The sequence below is a fragment of the Enterobacter cloacae complex sp. P24RS genome, assembly GCF_014982165.1.
Classification (GTDB): domain Bacteria; phylum Pseudomonadota; class Gammaproteobacteria; order Enterobacterales; family Enterobacteriaceae; genus Enterobacter; species Enterobacter quasihormaechei.
Window position 1 is genome coordinate 67,325 of record NZ_JADCKU010000002.1, and the last position, 17,608, is coordinate 84,932.

Here is a 17,608-nt window from a genome sequence, read left to right on the forward strand (position 1 = left end):
ATAAGTGTTCTGGCCGCGTGCGCAAATACGCTTTTCCTCACAGGGTTGTCAAGTGTTACGTTTAGATAATTGCCATACGGAAAAGCATCTGCTATTTATAGCGACCTGATTTTTCCCCCAACATGGGGATCGATAGTGCGTGTTAAGGAGAAGCAACATGCAAGAAGGGCAAAACCGTAAAACATCGTCCCTGAGTATTCTCGCCATCGCTGGGGTGGAGCCGTATCAAGAGAAGCCGGGCGAAGAGTATATGAACGAAGCCCAGCTGTCGCACTTCAAGCGTATTCTTGAAGCATGGCGTAATCAACTCAGGGATGAAGTCGATCGCACCGTTACACATATGCAGGATGAAGCTGCTAACTACCCGGATCCGGTCGACCGTGCCGCTCAGGAAGAAGAGTTCAGCCTCGAACTGCGTAACCGTGACCGCGAGCGCAAACTGATCAAAAAGATTGAAAAAACGCTGAAGAAGGTCGAGGACGAAGATTTTGGCTACTGCGAATCCTGCGGTGTTGAAATCGGTATTCGTCGCCTGGAAGCGCGTCCAACAGCCGATCTGTGCATCGACTGTAAAACGCTGGCAGAAATCCGCGAAAAACAGATGGCCGGTTAACGCCTGCCCTCTCACTACTGCAAAGGCGGGAGTCTCTCCCGCCTTGTTACCGTTGATATGTCTGAATCTCACTATATTGGGCGCTTTGCGCCATCTCCCTCCGGTGAATTACACTTCGGCTCATTAATTGCCGCGCTCGGCAGCTACCTACAGGCTCGCGCCCGTCAGGGTAAATGGCTGGTCCGCATTGAAGATATCGATCCTCCGCGTGAAGTTCCCGGTGCAGCAGAAACCATTCTGCGTCAGCTGGAACATTACGGTCTTCACTGGGACGGCGAAGTGCTCTGGCAGTCTCAACGCCATGATGCCTACCGTGAACGCCTGGCATGGCTTGCTGAACAGGGTCTTTCTTATAACTGCACCTGCACGCGCGCGCGTATTCAGAGCGTGGGTGGCGTTTACGACGGCCACTGCCGTACGCTGCACAACGGCCCTGAAAATGCCGCCGTACGGCTGATACAGCGCTTCCCGGTGACGCAGTTTACCGACGTGCTCTCAGGCACCCTTCAGGCGGACGAACGCCTGGCGCGTGAGGATTTTATTATTCACCGTCGTGATGGTCTGTTTGCCTATAATCTGGCGGTCGTTGTCGATGACCATTTTCAGGGCGTCACGGAAATCGTGCGTGGAGCGGATCTCGTCGAACCTACCGTGCGGCAGATATCGCTTTACCAGCAGTTTGGCTGGACGGTGCCGGATTACATTCATCTGCCGCTGGCGGTCAATGAACAGGGGAATAAGCTGTCAAAACAGAACCATGCCCCGGCGCTGCCTGACGGCGATCCGCGCCCGGTTTTGATCGACGCGCTGCGATTTCTCAACCAGAATGTAACGCAGGAATGGCAGGATCTGAGTCTGGATGAATTGCTGAAAAGAGCGGTTGCTGGCTGGACGCTAATGGCCGTGCCAAAAATCCAGCATTCTCAAATGCGTTGCGCTGAGCTATGATTAGCCGCTTTTTTGATAACAAAACACACTACGAGGTGTACTATTTTTACCCGAGTCGCTAATTTTTGCCGTAAAGTGCTGAGCCGCGAAGAGAGCATGGCGAACGACGCTATTGCACAGCCACACATGTCGGTCGTTCCGCGTGAGCAGCACAACATTTCCCGCAAAGATATCAGTGAAAATGCCCTCAAGGTGCTCTATCGTCTGAATAAAGCAGGCTACGAGGCCTATCTCGTCGGCGGCGGGGTTCGCGATTTACTGCTGGGCAAAAAGCCAAAAGATTTCGACGTGACGACCAGCGCCACGCCTGAGCAGGTGCGTAAATTATTCCGCAACTGCCGTCTGGTTGGCCGCCGTTTCCGTCTGGCGCACGTGATGTTTGGCCCGGAAATTATTGAAGTGGCGACCTTCCGCGGTCACCACGAAGCGGGCGTCAACGATCGCACCACTTCCCAGCGCGGTCAAAACGGCATGCTGCTGCGCGACAACATCTTCGGCTCTATTGAAGAAGATGCTCAGCGTCGCGATTTCACCATCAACAGCCTTTACTACAGCGTGGCGGATTTCACCGTGCGTGATTACGTCGGCGGCATGCAGGATCTGAAAGACGGCCTGATTCGTCTGATCGGCACGCCAGAAACGCGCTATCGCGAAGATCCGGTCAGGATGCTGCGCGCCGTGCGTTTCGCCGCCAAGCTGAACATGCGTATCAGCCCGGAAACCGCAGAACCTATTCCACGCCTGGCAACGCTGATTAACGACGTGCCCCCTGCCCGTCTGTTCGAAGAGTCATTAAAGCTGCTCCAGGCAGGCTACGGGTTTGAAACCTACAATCTGCTGCGTGAATACAACCTGTTCCAGCCGCTGTTCCCGACCATTACCCGCTACTTCACCGAAAACGGTGACAGCGCAATGGAGCGGATGATTGCGCAGGTGCTGAAGAACACTGACACCCGCATTCATAACGATATGCGCGTTAACCCGGCATTCCTGTTCGCGGCCATGTTCTGGTATCCGCTGCTGGAAACGGCACAGCGCATCACTCAGGAGAGCGGTCTCGCCTATTATGATGCGTTCGCGCTGGCGGCAAACGACGTGCTGGACGAAGGCTGTCGCACGCTGGCGATCCCGAAACGTATTACCACGCTGGTGCGTGATATCTGGCAGCTTCAGCTGCGCATGTCCCGCCGTCAGGGTAAACGCGCCTGGAAGCTGATGGAGCATCCGAAGTTCCGCGCCGCGTTCGACCTGCTCTCTCTGCGTGCTGAAGTGGAAAGAAACCCGGAGCTACAGCGCCTGGCGCAGTGGTGGGGCGAGTTTCAGGTTTCTGCACCACCGGAGCAAAAAGATATGCTTACGGATCTGGATGATGAGCCGGCACCGCGCCGTCGTCACCGTCGTCCGCGCAAGCGCGCACCGCGTCGTGAAGGCACGGCATGACCCTCGCGTATATAGCCATCGGCAGCAATCTGGCCTCTCCGCTGGAGCAGGTTAACGCTGCCGTGCAGGCGCTGGGGGAGATCCCGCAAAGCCGCATCGTTGCTGTCTCTTCGTTTTACCGTACGCCACCGCTCGGCCCGCAGGATCAGCCTGACTATCTGAACGCCGCCGTGGCGCTGGAAACGGCCCTTGATCCTGAAACGCTGCTGGATAACACCCAGCGCATTGAGCTACAGCAGGGCCGCGTCCGCAAAGCCGAACGCTGGGGGCCGCGCACGCTCGACCTGGATATGATGCTATTCGGCCACGAGGTGATTAACACCGAACGCCTCACCGTTCCGCATTACGACATGAAAAACCGTGGATTTATGCTCTGGCCGCTGTATGAAATCGCCCCCGATCTCACCTTCCCTGACGGCATCTCGCTGAAGACCGTTCTGCAAAACCTCAACGTGGAAAAACCGGCCCGCTGGTAATCCCGCGTCACCGTCGATTAGCCATTTGTTAATTGTGGTTAATCGATTGCCTAAAATCATTGTTCCCTCGAATGTTACTGTTAGAATGCGCAAAGATTCGCTTTTGGGCCATCAGGAAACAGTATGAAACCAACCACCATCTCCTTATTGCAGAAATGCAAACAGGAAAAAAAACGCTTCGCCACCATCACCGCGTATGACTACAGCTTCGCAAAACTGTTTGCCGAAGAGGGGATCAACGTCATGCTGGTCGGAGATTCGTTAGGGATGACGGTACAAGGGCATGATTCCACTCTGCCGGTCACAGTCGACGATATTGCATACCATACCCGCGCCGTGCGCCGGGGTGCCCCCGCCTGCCTGCTGCTTTCCGATCTGCCGTTTATGGCGTACGCCACCCCGGAACAGGCCTTTGAAAATGCGGCAGCCGTGATGCGCGCCGGCGCCAATATGGTCAAAATTGAAGGCGGCGCCTGGCTGGTGGACACGGTGAAAATGCTCACCGAACGCGCCGTGCCGGTTTGCGGGCACTTAGGGCTGACGCCGCAATCAGTAAACATTTTTGGTGGCTATAAGGTTCAGGGGCGCGGCGATGCGGCGCAGACGCTGTTCGATGATGCCCTGGCGCTGGAAGCCGCCGGGGCGCAGCTGCTGGTGCTGGAGTGCGTGCCGGTTGAGCTGGCTAAACGCATCACCGAGGCGCTGTCGATTCCGGTTATCGGCATCGGCGCGGGCAACGTCACCGACGGCCAGATTCTGGTGATGCATGATGCCTTCGGGATCACCGGCGGACATATTCCAAAATTCGCTAAAAATTTCCTGACAGAAGCAGGCGACATGCGCGCTGCGGTGCGGCAGTATATTACCGAGGTTGAGTCCGGCGTGTATCCGGGCGAAGAACACAGTTTCCATTAAGGAGTCAAGGTGTGCTAATCATAGAAACCCTGCCGCTGCTGCGCCAGCATATCCGCCGGGCGCGTCAGGAAGGTAAACGTATCGCACTGGTCCCAACCATGGGCAACCTGCACGACGGCCATATGAAGCTGGTCGATGAAGCGAGAGCCCGTGCAGATATCGTGGTAGTCAGCATCTTCGTTAACCCGATGCAGTTCGATCGTGAAGACGATCTGGCGCGCTACCCGCGCACCTTGCAGGAAGATTGCGAGAAGCTCAAAAAACGTCATGGGGATATCGTCTTCGCGCCGGCTCCGGCAGACGTTTATCCACAGGGAACCGGTGAAGCGACCTACGTGGACGTACCGGGCATTTCCACCATGCTGGAAGGCGCCAGCCGCCCGGGCCATTTCCGCGGCGTCTCCACCATCGTCAGCAAGCTGTTTAACCTGGTGCAGCCGGACATCGCCTGCTTTGGTGAGAAAGATTTCCAGCAGCTGGCGCTGATCCGCAAAATGGTTGCCGACATGGGCTACGACATAGAGATTGTCGGCGTGCCGATTGTGCGTGCGAAAGACGGCCTGGCGCTCAGTTCCCGTAACGGCTACCTGACCGCCGAACAGCGTAAAATTGCGCCGGGCTTAAGCAAGGTCATGAATACCATGGCAGAGCAGCTGCTGGCGAAAGAGTTAACCGCAGAAGAGATTGTTGCTCTGGCTGAACAGGCGCTGAACGACAAAGGTCTTCGTGCTGACGACGTGCAAATTCGGGATGCCGATACGCTTCTGGCGCTTTCAGAGACCAGCAAACGTGCGGTAATTCTGGTGGCGGCATGGCTCGGCCAGGCTCGCCTTATCGACAACAAAGTGGTTGAGCTGGCGTAGTTTTTCTACCCGGAAGATGAAAGGTAAACGTAATGATTCGCAAAATGCTGCAAGGTAAGCTTCACCGTGTGAAAGTCACTCAGGCCGACCTGCACTATGAAGGCTCCTGCGCGATCGACCAGGATTTTCTCGACGCGGCGGGTATTCTCGAAAACGAAGCGATTGATATCTGGAACGTGAATAACGGCAAACGCTTCTCCACGTATGCGATCGCCGCCGAGCGCGGCTCTAAAATCATCTCCGTGAACGGCGCGGCGGCACACTGCGCGGACGTGGGTGATATTGTGATCATCGCCAGCTTCGTCATGATGTCTGATGAAGAAGCGCGCCGCTGGCAGCCAAAGGTCGCTTACTTTGAAGGCGATAACGACATGAAGCGCACCGCTAAGGCGATTCCGGTTCAGGTTGCCTGACGCTTACCCCTGCGGCTGATTACTGATCAGCCGCGACATCGTCTCCAGCGAATCCGTTCTTAAGATATACAGGCGTTTCAGTAAGAACGGATTATCCCCCGGCTTCACCTTCCCCTTCATCGTCGTCACGGCCAGATGGAAACCGGCATCATTCGCCGCCTTTATCGCTTTATTGTCATACCCGCCAAACGGGTAGGAGAGATACAGCACGCGCGGATTGAACTGCGCCAGCGCACGCCGCGAGCGTTCAAAATCAAACAGGATCACATGATAGCTGCGGCTCAGTAAGATGGGGTGTTTATACCCATCCACGCGATGCAGAAAATGGGTGTGAGACTGGATGTCGAACACGTCCTGGATGCTCTTAATTTCCTGAACGCTCATGAACTGTAGCGATTTTGGGTCCCACTTTTGCGGATGGCCCTTGATACGGGATGAAATAATAAACGCCGTCGCGTTGAAGCCATACTTTTTCAGCACCGGATACGCGTAGCGGCTCACCGACTTCAGGCCGTCGTCAAAGGTGATCACCACCGCTTTCGCGGGGAGGTTCATTTTGTTGCGCACGTACCCTTCCAGCTGGTACATCGTCAGCGTGGTATAGCCTTGATCGCGTAGCCAGGCCATCTGGTTATTAAACGCGCGTACGCTTGTCGTCGTGGAGGTGTGGCGAAAACGGGTGTTCTCTTCATCACGCAGAATATGATGGTAGGTCAGAACCGGCAGTCCGTTATCTTCCTGCGCGTCCAGGCTGCTGATCCACGCCAGACGATTGCCGATACGGATCTGGAACCAGGTCTGGTTCAGGCGGTCTTTCAGCTTATTCAGGATCGGATAGCGAAGATTGGCGCTTAAGGTGCCAAACGGCGCGCTTCCGCTGCTGGGGGCATTGTAGACAGGCGTGTCTTTCCAGGTGATGAGGTTTTGATTACTGAGCGGCTTATTGAGGTCGCCCAGGCTATCCTCAACACGTTGTTTACCCTGCACTTTCTCAAGGTGGTCTTTATCAATAAAGCCCGTGCCAAATCCAAAACGAAATTCGTAGTAATCAGCTGCCGCCGGGAAAACGGCGAGGATCTGCCCGGCGTGGACGTTACCCACGTTCACCACGGCGTTACCCACCTGCGCCCATATGGCCGCATCTTCAGTGGTTTGCATATATTGAGCAGGTAGGCCTTGCTGACTGGTCAGGCTGGCAGACGCACCACTGGAAACCAGCAGCAGAAGGATAAAGATGACGCGCATGAGCATGGGATATAAATCGACACGGAAAATCAGCCGCCATTGTAGCAAAAGCGTCATCAATACCAATGTTTAATGCTTATACAGATCGTGAAGCAGAACGAAAGGCGGGTTTTTCTGCTGCTGGTGCCATAGGCTACTCACGCCCGGCAAGCCCTGCGCCACAATGGCGTGGCGAAACTCAGCGCTGCTCAACGTTGCGCGTAGCGGGTACATGACTTCGAGTAACGGCAGGCTGATACCGGAGATCACTTCACAATTATCGTGCTTGTGGCTCATTAATGCCGCTGAACGATAAGGCGCCGCGCCCGATCTGTCGGTGAGAAAAATCACCCCATCACCGGTGTCGGTTTCATGCAGCGCGTCGCACATCATTCGGCTGAGCATGTTGGTGCTTAGCCCTCGCCAGTAGTTTACCGCGCGGCATTGCGCCAGGGGACCAAATCGGGCCTCCAGCTTCAGCAGCATTTCCTGCGCCACTTCATCGTGGCAGGTAATCACCCATCCCAGCATAACGTCTCTCCTTAGCAGGCGAGTAGTTTACCGGAGTGAAGGTTAGTTTACGGTGATAACTGTCAAAGAAAGTGCCCGGCAGACGGTACGTTGCCGGGCAGAAGGCAGAGGTTTAGCTGCGCAGGCCGCGACCACGCTGGATCAGATACCAGCACAGCAGGTAGAACGCCACGATAAACACCGCCAGCACGACGACGGTGGTGAACAGCGGCACGTCGGTAATGCCGAGGAAACCGAAGCGAAAACCGCTGATCATGTAGACAATCGGGTTCAGGTGCGAGAGCGCCTGCCAGAACGGCGGCAGCAGCGTCAGGGAGTAGAACACCCCGCCGAGGTAGGTCAGCGGCGTCAGCACAAAGGTCGGGATCAGGCTGATGTCGTCAAACGTTTTCGCGAACACCGCATTCAGCAAGCCGGCCAGCGAGAACAGGATTGCCGTCAGCAACAGCGTCAGCGCCACGAACAGCCAGGAGTGAACCTGGAACGGCACGAAGAACAGCGAAATGGCCGTAACCAGGATCCCCACGCACAGCCCGCGCGCCACGCCGCCGCCCACGTAACCGGCGATGATGACGTGCGTTGGCACTGGCGCCACCAGCAGCTCTTCAATGTTGCGCTGGAACTTGGCGCTGAAGAACGACGAGGCCACGTTCGCATAAGCGTTGGTGATCACCGCCATCATGATCAGGCCCGGCACGATGAACTGCATATAGGTGAAACCGTGCATCTCACCGATGCGGGAACCAATCAGGTTACCGAAAATGATGAAGTAGAGCGTCATGGTGATAACCGGCGGCACCAGGGTTTGCACCCAGATACGCATAAAGCGGTTGATCTCTTTCGCCCAGATGCTTTTCAGCGCGACCCAGTAAAGATGCGTCATGCCTTGTCTCCTTGTTTATCGTGCACCAGAGAGACAAACAGCTCTTCCAGTCGGTTCGCTTTGTTACGCATACTTAATACCTGAATGCCCTGCGCGCTCAGCTGTGAAAACACGCTGTTGATCCCCTGCTCGCGCAGCACTTCCACTTCCAGCGTCGAGGTATCGACCAGACGGTAGTTATACCCCTCCAGCTTCGGCAGTGCGCTTTTCGCCGCCAGATCGAGGATAAAGGTCTCTGATTTCAATTTAGAGAGCAGATTCTTCATTGAGGTGTTTTCCACCAGCTCGCCGTGCTGGATAATGCCGATATTGCGGCACAGCATTTCCGCCTCTTCCAGATAGTGCGTGGTCAGAATGATGGTGGTGCCTTTATCGTTCAGATCCTTCAGGAAGCCCCACATGGAGCGACGCAGTTCAATATCCACCCCGGCGGTCGGCTCATCGAGAATAAGCAGCTTTGGCTCATGCATCAGCGCGCGGGCAATCATCAGGCGGCGCTTCATCCCCCCGGACAACATCCGCGCGCGTTCGTTACGCTTTTCCCACAGATCGAGCTGTTTCAGGTACTTTTCGCTACGCTCCAGCGCCTCTTTACGCTCGACGCCGTAGTAACCCGCCTGGTTAACCACAATCTGCTGCACCGTTTCAAACGGGTTGAAGTTAAACTCCTGCGGCACCAGCCCCAGCTGACGCTTGGCGTTGACCACGTCTTTTTGCAGATCGTAGCCAAACACGCTGACGCGACCGGAAGTTTTGTTGACCAGCGAGCTGATGATCCCGATGGTGGTGGATTTCCCCGCCCCGTTCGGCCCCAGAAGCGCGTAGAAATCTCCCGCTTCGACTTTAAGATCTATCCCGCGCAGCGCCTGAACGCCTCCCGGGTAGGTTTTTTTGAGCTGTTCCAGCTCCAGTGCAATCGCCATGAATTCAACTTACCTTAAGTTCTGACACACGTTGTGTGGTTTCATTAAAAGTCTGGTTACCCTATAGTAGCGCAACGCAATCACTTGGTTACAGGTCGCTAACCTCCATGAACGACATAGATACACTCATCAGCAACAATGCACTATGGTCAAAAATGCTGGTGGAGGAAGACCCCGGATTTTTTGGAAAACTAGCACAAGCGCAGAACCCGCGCTTTCTCTGGATTGGATGTTCCGACAGCCGCGTCCCCGCCGAACGTCTGACCGGTCTTGAGCCTGGCGAACTGTTTGTTCACCGCAACGTTGCTAATCTGGTTATTCATACCGATCTCAACTGCCTTTCGGTTGTTCAGTATGCCGTTGATGTTCTGGAGGTCGAGCACATTATTATCTGCGGCCACTACGGCTGCGGCGGCGTGCAGGCGGCGGTCGAAAATACAGAGCTGGGGTTAATCGATAACTGGCTGCTGCACATTCGTGATATCTGGTTCAAACATAGCTCACTGCTGGGCGAAATGCCGCAGGAACGCCGTCTCGACACCCTGTGCGAGCTGAACGTGATGGAGCAGGTGTACAACCTGGGCCACTCTACCATTATGCAGTCGGCGTGGAAACGCGGGCAGAAGGTCTCTATCCACGGCTGGGCGTACGGTATTCACGACGGTCTGCTGCGCAATCTGGAAGTGACCGCCACCAACCGTGAAACGCTGGAGCAGCGTTACCGCTCGGGGATTGCCAACCTCAAGCTTAAGCACGTTAACCACAAATAAACAAAGCCGGGTGGCGGCTGCGCCTTACCCGGCCTACACGTGCCCTTCGTAGGCCCGGTAAGCGGAGCGCCACCGGGCAACACGCCACCATTACTCGTCCAGCATCACGACCTTGCCAACATACGGCAAATGACGATAACGCTGCGCGTAGTCAATGCCGTAACCCACGACGAATTCGTCCGGGATGGAGAAGCCAACGAACTCCACCGGCACCTGTACTTCACGGCGCTCAGGCTTATCCAGCAGGGTACAAATCGCCAGCGATTTTGGTCCGCGCAGGCTCAGGATCTCCCGCACTTTAGAGAGCGTGTTGCCGGAGTCGATGATGTCCTCAACGATCAACACATCTTTGCCACGAATATCTTCATCCAGATCTTTCAGGATTTTCACATCACGGGTTGTGGACATGCCGCTGCCGTAGCTGGAAGCGGTCATAAAATCGACCTCGTGCGGTACCTGCACTTCACGGCACAGGTCTGCCATGAACATGAAAGAACCGCGCAGCAGACCAACCAGCACCATTTCGCTGCCGCTGTCCTTGTAATGCTCGGTGATTTGACGACCCAGTTCGGCGATACGCGCTTTGATCTCGGCTTCCGGGATCATCACTTCAACAGTATGTTTCATATTACTAACCAAATGATTTTAATGAAAATCTCTCAATGCGGATGAATCTTGCTCCGGCATCGATACGCAAGCCAGCCATTATATCAGTAAATGGATAAGCCTGGCGTATGAGTTATAAAAGCAATATTTGTGATTCCGATCACAGTTGTTAATACCTATAATTAATTGCTAGCAAATAATTAACAAAACTGACGAGTACTTTTCTATGGCTGAAACAAAAACTAAGCAGCCGCGTCTACTGGTAACATTAACAGCCGCGTTTGCCGCATTCTGCGCGCTGTATTTGTTGATCGGTGGCGTCTGGCTGGTCGCTATTGGCGGCTCCTGGTACTACCCGATTGCGGGTCTGGTTATGGTGGGCGTAACCGTCCTGCTGTTGCGGAGAAAACGTTCTGCTCTGTGGCTGTATGCCGCCCTGCTCCTTGCCACCATGATCTGGGGCGTGTGGGAAGTCGGGTTCGACTTCTGGGCGCTGACGCCGCGCAGCGACATTCTGGTCTTCTTCGGTATCTGGCTGATCCTGCCGTTTGTCTGGCGTCGCCTGATCGTTCCGTCCAGCGGTGCCGTAGCCGGCCTGCTCGTTGCCCTGCTGATTAGCGGCGGTATCCTGACCTGGGCCGGTTTCAACGACCCGCAGGAGATCCACGGTACGCTGAACACAGAATCCACGCCAACCGCGGCTATTTCGCAGGTGGCTGACGGCGACTGGCCCGCCTATGGCCGTAATCAGGAAGGTCAACGCTACTCCCCGCTGAAGCAGATCAACGCGGACAACGTGAAAAACCTGAAGGAAGCCTGGGTATTCCGCACCGGCGACCTGAAAATGCCGAACGATCCGGGTGAGCTGACCAACGAAGTGACCCCGATTAAAGTGGGCAACATGCTCTACCTGTGTACGGCGCACCAGCGTCTGTTCGCGCTCGACGCGGCCACCGGTAAAGAGAAATGGCACTTCGATCCACAACTGAACTCCAACCCGTCGTTCCAGCACATCACCTGCCGCGGCGTCTCTTACCACGAAGCGCGCGCGGATAATGCCAGCCCGGAAGTCATTGCCGACTGTCCTCGCCGCATTATGCTGCCGGTTAACGATGGCCGCCTGTTTGCCATTAACGCTGAGACCGGCAAGCTGTGCGAAACCTTCGCCAATAAAGGTATCCTGAATCTTCAGACCAACATGCCGGACACCACGCCGGGTCTGTATGAGCCAACCTCCCCGCCAATCATCACCGATAAAACCATCGTGATTGCCGGTTCGGTAACGGATAACTTCTCTACCCGTGAAACCTCCGGCGTTATCCGTGGTTTCGACGTGAACACCGGTAAACTGCTGTGGGCCTTCGACCCGGGCGCGAAAGATCCAAACGCAATCCCGTCTGACGAGCACACCTTTACCTTTAACTCGCCGAACTCCTGGGCACCGGCCGCGTATGATGCAAAGCTGGACCTGGTTTACCTGCCAATGGGCGTGACCACGCCGGATATCTGGGGCGGTAACCGCACGCCGGAGCAGGAACGTTACGCCAGCTCCATCGTGGCGCTGAACGCAACGACCGGTAAACTGGCGTGGAGCTATCAGACCGTTCACCACGATCTGTGGGATATGGATATGCCATCCCAGCCGACGCTGGCGGACATTACCGTTAACGGCAAAACCGTTCCGGTGATTTACGCCCCGGCGAAAACCGGCAATATCTTCGTGCTGGATCGCAGCAACGGTAAGCTGGTTGTGCCTGCGCCGGAAAAACCGGTTCCACAGGGCGCTGCCAAAGGCGACTACGTCACCAAAACGCAGCCGTTCTCTGACCTGAGCTTCCGTCCGGAGAAAAACCTCAGCGGTGCAGACATGTGGGGTGCCACCATGTTTGACCAGCTGGTGTGCCGCGTGATGTTCCATCAGCTGCGCTACGAAGGGATTTTCACCCCACCGTCAGAGCAGGGTACGCTGGTCTTCCCGGGTAACCTGGGGATGTTCGAATGGGGCGGGATCTCCGTTGACCCGAACCGTCAGGTCGCTATCGCTAACCCAATGGCGCTGCCGTTCGTGTCCCGTCTGATCCCACGCGGTCCGGGTAACCCAATGGAGCAGCCGAAAGATGCGAAAGGCAGCGGTACCGAAGCCGGTATCCAGCCGCAGTATGGCGTTCCTTACGGCGTGACTCTGAATCCGTTCCTCTCTCCGTTCGGTCTGCCGTGTAAACAGCCTGCCTGGGGTTATATCTCCGGCCTGGATCTGAAGACCAACAAGATTGTCTGGAAGAAACGTATTGGTACGCCGCAGGACAGCATGCCGTTCCCGATGCCGGTTCCGGTGCCGTTCAATATGGGTATGCCTATGCTGGGTGGTCCAATTTCCACCGCCGGTAACGTGCTGTTCATCGCGGCAACCGCAGATAACTACCTGCGCGCGTACAACATGACCAACGGTGAAAAACTGTGGCAGGGCCGTCTGCCGGCCGGTGGCCAGGCAACGCCGATGACCTATGAAGTGAATGGCAAGCAGTACGTTGTCATCTCTGCGGGTGGTCACGGTTCGTTTGGTACGAAGATGGGCGACTATATTGTCGCGTATGCATTGCCTGACGACGCTAAGTAATGAAAAAGCCCGGTGGCGCTAACGCATACCGGGCTTTCGGGTGTCCTATGTAGGCCGGGTAAGGCGAAGCCGCCACCCGGCTTTTTTTATACGGTAAAGCCCAGCATCATCCCCGTATCTTCATGCTCCAGCAGGTGACAGTGCGCCATATAGGCAAACTCTTTCGGCGCCTCGTGGTCGAACTTCACCAGCACCTCGCTGACGCCGCCTTCCACCCTCACCGTATCTTTCCAGCCCGCGCGATGCGCGTCCGGCGCTTTACCGTTCTCGGAGAGAATGCGGAACTGCGTGCCGTGGATATGGAACGGGTGCAGCATCATGTCGCCTTCGCCTGAAATGACCCAGCGCTCAAACTGCCCTTTCGTGGCGGCGAACATCGGTGTGTTCATATCGAACGCCTGGCCGTTGATACGGTTGGCGTTGTGGAAATCGAAGCCATGTCCGCCGTGATCCATGCCGCCCATCTTGCCGTGGTCCATATTCATGTGGCCCATCATCTGGCCGTGGTGCATTCCCGCCATCGCCTGATTGCCATACTTCTTCATCAGCGCCTGCATGCCCATCATGTCGAGCATCGGGTCCATAGAGAGCTGAAGCTTACGCTGCGTGAGCCCATCCAGCGACGGGAGCGCAGGCAGCGTGGTCAGGGTGTCCGGCAGCGTGCCGGAGGCGGTGATCTGTAGTGGCTGAATGCGCAGCACCGGGTGTGGTTTATCAAACGGCGCGACGGCCATCCCCATCTGGCTGACCGGCAGGGTCACGAGATCAAACGCTTTGCCATCGCTGATATCCACCAGCACCTCGAAGCGTTCGCCCATCAGCATCGGCAGCTCGCTCACTTTTACCGGTTCCGGCAGCAGGCCGCCGTCGCTTGCCACCACGTAAAGCGGGCGCTTATCGCTGGTGGCGAAGTTCAGCGAGCGGGCGTTACAGCCGTTAAGCAGGCGTAAGCGCAGCCAGCCTTTCGGGGCGGCATGCTGTGGGTAGATTGCCCCGTTGGTCAGCAACGTATCGCCAAACCAGCCTACCGCCGCGCTCATCACATCCAGCTGATAGTCAATTTGCCCGTCAGCGCTGAATTTTTTGTCCTGCACAATCACCGGCACATCGTCGATACCCCACTGTTTTGGCAGGCGCAGGAGACGGCTTTCGTCATCCTCAATCAACACCAGTCCGGCCAGCCCCATCGCCACCTGATGGCCCGTTTTGCCATGCTGATGCGGGTGGAACCAGCAGGTTGCCGCCCGCTGGTCAGGGGTAAAGGTTACGCTGCGTTTACCCCCAGGCTTGATAAGCCCCTGGGGACCACCATCCACTTCGCCCGGGACTTCCAGCCCGTGCCAGTGCAGCGTGGTCTCTTCAGAAAGCGAGTTATGAATGTCTACCGTCACCGCTTTCCCTTTTCGTAGCTGCAACGCCGGGCCGAGCAGATTGCCGTTATAACCCCACGTCGTCGCGGCGTGTTGCCCGAACGTGGTTTTGCCTGCCTGCACCACAAGCTGGATGCGGCTGCGGGCATCTGCGCTGAGTAACTCAGGGATGGGTAAAGCAGGTCTGTCGGCGGCAAAAACAGCGCGGCTCCAGAGCGGTAACGCGCTGGCAACCCCCAGCGCGGCAGAATATTTTAAAAAATCACGACGTTGCATGTGCATTTCCTTATTTCCAGGCGGCGATCTTTTGAGCATAAACCCTCCCCTTACCGGAAGGTCAAGCACGGCGGCAATAATAAAGATCGTCGGCCTGGCATCAAGTATGCTAACGTTAATTTTCCGTGATGCAGTGGTAAAGGCAATGAAGACGTTTTTCAGAACAATTTTGTTCGCCAGCCTGATGGCGATGTGTGCGAACAGTTACGCGCTTAGTGAAAACGAAGCGGAAGATATGGCCGATCTGACGGCAGTTTTTGTTTTTCTGAAGAACGATTGTGGTTACCAGAATTTACCCAATGGGCAAATTCGTCGCGCACTGGTCTTTTTTGCCCAGCAGAACCAATGGGACCTCAGCAACTACGACAGCTTCGACATGAAGGCGCTCGGTGAAGACAGCTACCGTGATTTAAGCGGTATTGGTATTCCCACTGCTAAAAAATGCAAAGCGCTGGCACGCGATTCACTCAGCCTGCTCGCCTACGTGAAGTAACCTTCCCGACGCCCCTTGTTGACCCGCTAACCGCCTCACGGCGGTTTTGTGTTGCGCCCATCTGCCGGATGTAATGGATGTTAACGAAGGAGGTGCTCCCCATGACCGATAAAACGGTATGGCAAGAAACGCTGCATGACCAGTTTGGTCAATATTTTGCCGTGGATAACGTGCTCTATCATGAGAAAACCGATCATCAGGATCTGATAATCTTCGAGAACGCTGCCTTTGGCCGCGTCATGGCGCTGGATGGCGTGGTGCAGACCACCGAGCGCGACGAGTTTATCTATCACGAAATGATGACCCACGTCCCGCTGCTGGCCCACGGCCACGCGAAGCACGTGCTGATCATTGGGGGCGGTGACGGCGCCATGCTGCGTGAAGTTTCTCGCCACCAGAATATCGAAACCATCACCATGGTGGAAATCGACGCCGGGGTGGTGTCGTTTTGCCGCCAGTATCTGCCAAACCACAATGCCGGCAGCTATGACGATCCGCGCTTTCAGCTGGTTATCGACGATGGCGTCAATTTTGTTAACCAGACCATACAAACGTTTGATGTCATTATCTCTGACTGTACCGACCCTATCGGCCCCGGCGCGTCGCTGTTTACCTCTTCGTTTTACGAAGGCTGCAAGCGCTGCCTGAAACCTGGTGGGATTTTTGTGGCGCAAAACGGCGTCTGCTTCCTGCAACAGGATGAAGCGCTGGATAGCCACCGTAAGCTGAGCACCTATTTTAGCGATGTCAGCTTCTATCAGGCGGCGATCCCGACCTACTACGGCGGGATTATGACCTTTGCCTGGGCGACGGATAACGACGTCCTGCGCCATCTCTCCACCGAAATCATTCAGGCCCGCTTCCACCAGGCCGGACTCACGTGCCGATACTACAATCCGGCGATCCACACCGCAGCCTTTGCGTTGCCTCAATACCTGCAAGACGCGCTGTCCTCAAAGGAGGTGAACTAATTGAAAAAGCTTAAACTGCATGGCTTTAACAATCTGACCAAAAGCCTGAGTTTTTGTATTTACGATATCTGCTACGCCAAAACGGCAGAAGAGCGCGATGGTTATATCGCCTATATCGATGAACTCTACAACGCCAACCGTCTGACCGAGATCCTGTCAGAGACCTGCTCGATTATCGGCGCGAACATCCTGAACATTGCGCGCCAGGATTATGAGCCTCAGGGCGCGAGCGTCACCATCCTGGTCAGTGAAGAGCCGGTTGACCCGCAGCTGATCGACAAAACCGAACATCCCGGCCCGCTGCCCGAAGTGGTGGTGGCGCACCTCGATAAAAGCCATATCTGCGTTCACACCTACCCGGAAAGCCACCCTGAAGGCGGACTGTGTACGTTCCGCGCGGATATTGAAGTGTCGACCTGCGGGGTGATTTCACCGCTGAATGCGTTGAATTACTTAATCCACCAGCTGGAATCAGACATCGTCACCATTGATTATCGCGTGCGCGGTTTTACCCGTGATATCAACGGCATGAAGCACTTCATCGATCATGAGATCAACTCCATTCAGAACTTCATGTCCGACGATATGAAGTCGCTGTACGACATGATGGATGTGAACGTCTATCAGGAAAACATCTTCCATACCAAGATGATGCTTAAAGAATTCGACCTTAAGCACTATATGTTCCACACCAGGCCGGAAGATTTGAGTGAAGAAGAGCGTAAGGTCATTACCGACCTGCTCTGGAAAGAGATGCGCGAGATTTACTACGGCCGCAATATTCCGACCGTGTAAACGTGACCCGAAGCAGGGATGCTTCGGGGAGTTACTTCTGTTTCATAAAGTCGCGGTAGGCGTTCACCACTTTCAGGAAGTCTTCCACACCGCACAGCGACAGGCTCTCTTCGTCGTAGTAGCTCATCCCCTCTTCCATCTCATCCCCCGAAAACTCCAGCTGGTTGGCGCGCACCATCACCTCTTCGCCATCCATCCACAGGGTGTACTCATGCCCGGCACGTTGCCAGGAGCGTTCACTGCCTTTCACCGTTTCCGCCGCCTGTTCGACTTCATCCAGCAGCGCGAGGTTCTCTTTCACCTCTTCGTTAAACCAGTGCCCAACGGCTTCGTGCCCCATCGACATTCGCACTTTCACCACGCCGGTGATGTCGCGCAAAAATTCGTAATCCATAGCGTTTTCCTCTGCAAAGCCATTAGGGTAATTATCGCAGCAGAGAGGAAGAAAAAAAGCGGGAGAGGTGGGAGGAATGAAAATAAA

19 protein-coding genes are annotated in these 17,608 nt (G+C 55.5%); 12 read left to right on the forward strand and 7 right to left on the reverse strand.

Features of this window, described 5'->3' with window-relative positions:
• Positions 1 to 157 precede the first annotated feature (157 nt).
• The 7 genes from dksA to panD all read left to right on the forward strand — a co-directional run bounded on the left by dksA (position 158) and on the right by panD (position 5,668).
• A complete protein-coding gene (gene dksA, locus INF58_RS01190) occupies positions 158 to 613 on the forward strand; it encodes an RNA polymerase-binding protein DksA (protein WP_193526826.1) in 456 nt (151 codons plus the stop codon).
• 57 nt (positions 614 to 670) lie between these two features.
• Positions 671 to 1,561, forward strand: coding sequence for a tRNA glutamyl-Q(34) synthetase GluQRS (gluQRS, locus tag INF58_RS01195; protein ID WP_193526827.1), 891 nt, complete (start codon positions 671 to 673; stop codon positions 1,559 to 1,561).
• Positions 1,562 to 1,603: 42 nt separating this feature from the next.
• Positions 1,604 to 3,001: a polynucleotide adenylyltransferase PcnB gene (gene pcnB, locus INF58_RS01200; protein WP_074177770.1), complete on the forward strand. Its 1,398-nt coding sequence runs from the start codon at positions 1,604 to 1,606 to the stop codon at positions 2,999 to 3,001.
• On the forward strand, positions 2,998 to 3,477 hold the full coding sequence (folK, locus tag INF58_RS01205) for a 2-amino-4-hydroxy-6-hydroxymethyldihydropteridine diphosphokinase (protein ID WP_131636695.1): 480 nt from the start codon (positions 2,998 to 3,000) through the stop codon (positions 3,475 to 3,477). Before pcnB ends, folK begins: the two co-directional genes overlap by 4 nt.
• Before the next feature lie 123 nt (positions 3,478 to 3,600).
• Positions 3,601 to 4,392, forward strand: a complete 792-nt coding sequence (gene panB / locus INF58_RS01210; RefSeq protein ID WP_193526828.1) for a 3-methyl-2-oxobutanoate hydroxymethyltransferase — start codon at positions 3,601 to 3,603, stop codon at positions 4,390 to 4,392.
• An 11-nt stretch (positions 4,393 to 4,403) separates the two neighbouring features.
• Entirely contained in the window at positions 4,404 to 5,255 is an 852-nt protein-coding gene (gene panC / locus INF58_RS01215) for a pantoate--beta-alanine ligase (RefSeq protein ID WP_193526829.1), read from the forward strand.
• Between the two features lie 32 nt (positions 5,256 to 5,287).
• Entirely contained in the window at positions 5,288 to 5,668 is a 381-nt protein-coding gene (panD, locus tag INF58_RS01220) for an aspartate 1-decarboxylase (protein ID WP_006810068.1), read from the forward strand.
• A gap of 3 nt (positions 5,669 to 5,671) precedes the next feature.
• Here panD and INF58_RS01225 read toward each other — a convergent pair whose 3' ends face one another.
• The 4 genes from INF58_RS01225 to INF58_RS01240 all read right to left on the reverse strand — a co-directional run bounded on the left by INF58_RS01225 (position 5,672) and on the right by INF58_RS01240 (position 9,229).
• Complete coding sequence (locus INF58_RS01225) at positions 5,672 to 6,919, reverse strand: polysaccharide deacetylase family protein (RefSeq protein ID WP_193526933.1); 1,248 nt, start codon at positions 6,917 to 6,919, stop codon at positions 5,672 to 5,674.
• A 63-nt stretch (positions 6,920 to 6,982) separates the two neighbouring features.
• A complete protein-coding gene (locus INF58_RS01230; protein WP_063867474.1) occupies positions 6,983 to 7,423 on the reverse strand; it encodes a PTS sugar transporter subunit IIA in 441 nt (146 codons plus the stop codon).
• Positions 7,424 to 7,535: 112 nt separating this feature from the next.
• Entirely contained in the window at positions 7,536 to 8,306 is a 771-nt protein-coding gene (locus tag INF58_RS01235; RefSeq protein WP_006810078.1) for an ABC transporter permease, read from the reverse strand.
• Complete coding sequence (locus tag INF58_RS01240; RefSeq protein ID WP_003856300.1) at positions 8,303 to 9,229, reverse strand: ABC transporter ATP-binding protein; 927 nt, start codon at positions 9,227 to 9,229, stop codon at positions 8,303 to 8,305. The genes INF58_RS01235 and INF58_RS01240 overlap by 4 nt, the downstream gene beginning before the upstream one ends.
• Before the next feature lie 107 nt (positions 9,230 to 9,336).
• Here INF58_RS01240 and can point away from each other — a divergent pair, with 107 nt between their 5' ends.
• Entirely contained in the window at positions 9,337 to 9,999 is a 663-nt protein-coding gene (can, locus tag INF58_RS01245; RefSeq protein WP_003856301.1) for a carbonate dehydratase, read from the forward strand.
• Between the two features lie 90 nt (positions 10,000 to 10,089).
• On the opposite strand, the gene hpt is transcribed toward can, so the two are convergent.
• The gene (gene hpt / locus INF58_RS01250; RefSeq protein ID WP_063450628.1) at positions 10,090 to 10,626 is read right to left on the reverse strand and encodes a hypoxanthine phosphoribosyltransferase; all 537 of its coding nucleotides are present in this window, start codon (positions 10,624 to 10,626) and stop codon (positions 10,090 to 10,092) included.
• A 205-nt stretch (positions 10,627 to 10,831) separates the two neighbouring features.
• Here hpt and INF58_RS01255 point away from each other — a divergent pair, with 205 nt between their 5' ends.
• Positions 10,832 to 13,222 carry a glucose/quinate/shikimate family membrane-bound PQQ-dependent dehydrogenase gene (locus INF58_RS01255; RefSeq protein WP_193526830.1) on the forward strand — a complete coding sequence of 797 codons (2,391 nt, stop codon included), beginning with the start codon at positions 10,832 to 10,834 and terminating at the stop codon, positions 13,220 to 13,222.
• Between the two features lie 86 nt (positions 13,223 to 13,308).
• Here INF58_RS01255 and cueO read toward each other — a convergent pair whose 3' ends face one another.
• Positions 13,309 to 14,868 (reverse strand): multicopper oxidase CueO, encoded by a 1,560-nt coding sequence (gene cueO / locus INF58_RS01260; RefSeq protein ID WP_193526831.1) that lies wholly within the window; start codon positions 14,866 to 14,868, stop codon positions 13,309 to 13,311.
• Positions 14,869 to 15,013: 145 nt separating this feature from the next.
• On the opposite strand from cueO, the gene INF58_RS01265 reads away from it, so the two are divergent.
• The 3 genes from INF58_RS01265 to speD all read left to right on the forward strand — a co-directional run bounded on the left by INF58_RS01265 (position 15,014) and on the right by speD (position 17,127).
• Complete coding sequence (locus tag INF58_RS01265) at positions 15,014 to 15,361, forward strand: YacC family pilotin-like protein (RefSeq protein WP_003856306.1); 348 nt, start codon at positions 15,014 to 15,016, stop codon at positions 15,359 to 15,361.
• 101 nt (positions 15,362 to 15,462) lie between these two features.
• Entirely contained in the window at positions 15,463 to 16,332 is an 870-nt protein-coding gene (speE, locus tag INF58_RS01270; RefSeq protein ID WP_193526832.1) for a polyamine aminopropyltransferase, read from the forward strand.
• Positions 16,333 to 17,127 (forward strand): adenosylmethionine decarboxylase, encoded by a 795-nt coding sequence (speD, locus tag INF58_RS01275; protein ID WP_063450632.1) that lies wholly within the window; start codon positions 16,333 to 16,335, stop codon positions 17,125 to 17,127.
• Between the two features lie 31 nt (positions 17,128 to 17,158).
• Here speD and yacL read toward each other — a convergent pair whose 3' ends face one another.
• Positions 17,159 to 17,521 carry a protein YacL gene (gene yacL, locus INF58_RS01280; RefSeq protein WP_022647069.1) on the reverse strand — a complete coding sequence of 121 codons (363 nt, stop codon included), beginning with the start codon at positions 17,519 to 17,521 and terminating at the stop codon, positions 17,159 to 17,161.
• Positions 17,522 to 17,608: the final 87 nt, after the last annotated feature.

Coding starts and splice junctions, on each gene's coding strand:
- dksA (WP_193526826.1), top strand. CDS start 158: ATGCAAGAAGGGCAAAACCGTAAAACATCGTCCCTGAGTATTCTCGCC.
- gluQRS (WP_193526827.1), top strand. CDS start 671: ATGTCTGAATCTCACTATATTGGGCGCTTTGCGCCATCTCCCTCCGGT.
- folK (WP_131636695.1), top strand. CDS start 2,998: ATGACCCTCGCGTATATAGCCATCGGCAGCAATCTGGCCTCTCCGCTG.
- panB (WP_193526828.1), top strand. CDS start 3,601: ATGAAACCAACCACCATCTCCTTATTGCAGAAATGCAAACAGGAAAAA.
- panD (WP_006810068.1), top strand. CDS start 5,288: ATGATTCGCAAAATGCTGCAAGGTAAGCTTCACCGTGTGAAAGTCACT.
- INF58_RS01225 (WP_193526933.1), bottom strand. CDS start 6,919: ATGCTCATGCGCGTCATCTTTATCCTTCTGCTGCTGGTTTCCAGTGGT.
- INF58_RS01230 (WP_063867474.1), bottom strand. CDS start 7,423: ATGCTGGGATGGGTGATTACCTGCCACGATGAAGTGGCGCAGGAAATG.
- INF58_RS01235 (WP_006810078.1), bottom strand. CDS start 8,306: ATGACGCATCTTTACTGGGTCGCGCTGAAAAGCATCTGGGCGAAAGAG.
- INF58_RS01240 (WP_003856300.1), bottom strand. CDS start 9,229: ATGGCGATTGCACTGGAGCTGGAACAGCTCAAAAAAACCTACCCGGGA.
- can (WP_003856301.1), top strand. CDS start 9,337: ATGAACGACATAGATACACTCATCAGCAACAATGCACTATGGTCAAAA.
- hpt (WP_063450628.1), bottom strand. CDS start 10,626: ATGAAACATACTGTTGAAGTGATGATCCCGGAAGCCGAGATCAAAGCG.
- INF58_RS01255 (WP_193526830.1), top strand. CDS start 10,832: ATGGCTGAAACAAAAACTAAGCAGCCGCGTCTACTGGTAACATTAACA.
- cueO (WP_193526831.1), bottom strand. CDS start 14,868: ATGCAACGTCGTGATTTTTTAAAATATTCTGCCGCGCTGGGGGTTGCC.
- INF58_RS01265 (WP_003856306.1), top strand. CDS start 15,014: ATGAAGACGTTTTTCAGAACAATTTTGTTCGCCAGCCTGATGGCGATG.
- speE (WP_193526832.1), top strand. CDS start 15,463: ATGACCGATAAAACGGTATGGCAAGAAACGCTGCATGACCAGTTTGGT.
- yacL (WP_022647069.1), bottom strand. CDS start 17,521: ATGGATTACGAATTTTTGCGCGACATCACCGGCGTGGTGAAAGTGCGA.